This is a genomic window from Campylobacter sp. US50a, assembly GCF_004379015.1.
GTDB lineage: Bacteria > Campylobacterota > Campylobacteria > Campylobacterales > Campylobacteraceae > Campylobacter_D > Campylobacter_D jejuni.
On record NZ_RYYJ01000052.1, the window covers coordinates 1 to 816 of the forward strand.

An 816-nucleotide genomic window follows, 5' to 3' on the forward strand; every position below is an offset into this window, starting at 1 on the left:
TGATCGATTAATAACTCAGCATTTACTCCAAAAATTTGATAAAGTTTATCCTCGTTATTAAGAGAGTATCTTGCTAAATCTCCCATATTGTTAATGCCTATGCTTTTTAGTTTTGTTGCATATCCTTTGCCTATACGCCAAAAATCATTTATGGGCGTGTGTTGCCATAATTTTCTTCTATAAAGCATTTCATCCAAATACCCTATGCAAAGTCCATCTTTATTAGTATTTTGTTTTTTGGCTAATATATCCATTGCAATTTTTGCTAAGTAAAGATTTGTTCCTATTCCCGCAGTTGCTGTTATTTGAGTTGTTTTTAAAATTTCAAATAATATGTTTTCAATGAGTTTGTCAGCAGATAGCTTATAATGTTTGATATAAGGAGTTAAATCAATAAATACTTCATCAATGGAGTAAATATGAATGTCTTTTGGATCAAAATACTTTAAATAAATACTGTAGATTTTAGAACTATAGTCTATATATGTTGACATCCTAGGTTTTGCGACAATGTAATCAAGTTCTAAATTAGGATTATTTATTAGTTCAAGATGATTGTATGATTTTGCACTGAAATATTTAGCAATTTTTAAGCGCTTGTAATTGATTGTTTTTACTTTTTGTATTAGTTCAAATAGTCTTAATCTGCCTGATATATTATAAGATCTTAATGCGGGAGATACCGCAAGACATATTGTTTTTTCAGTTCTACTTTCATCCGCAACTACAAGATTGGTATTTAGAGGATCTAATTTTCTTAAAATGCATTCAACAGAAGCATAAAATGACTTAAGATCTATAGCTGCATATTTTTGC

1 pseudogene is annotated in these 816 nt (G+C 28.9%); it reads right to left on the bottom strand.

Going from position 1 to position 816, the window contains the following annotated elements:
* A pseudogene (locus tag ELQ11_RS09600) lies at positions 1–816 on the bottom strand (DNA methylase); the annotation flags it as partial.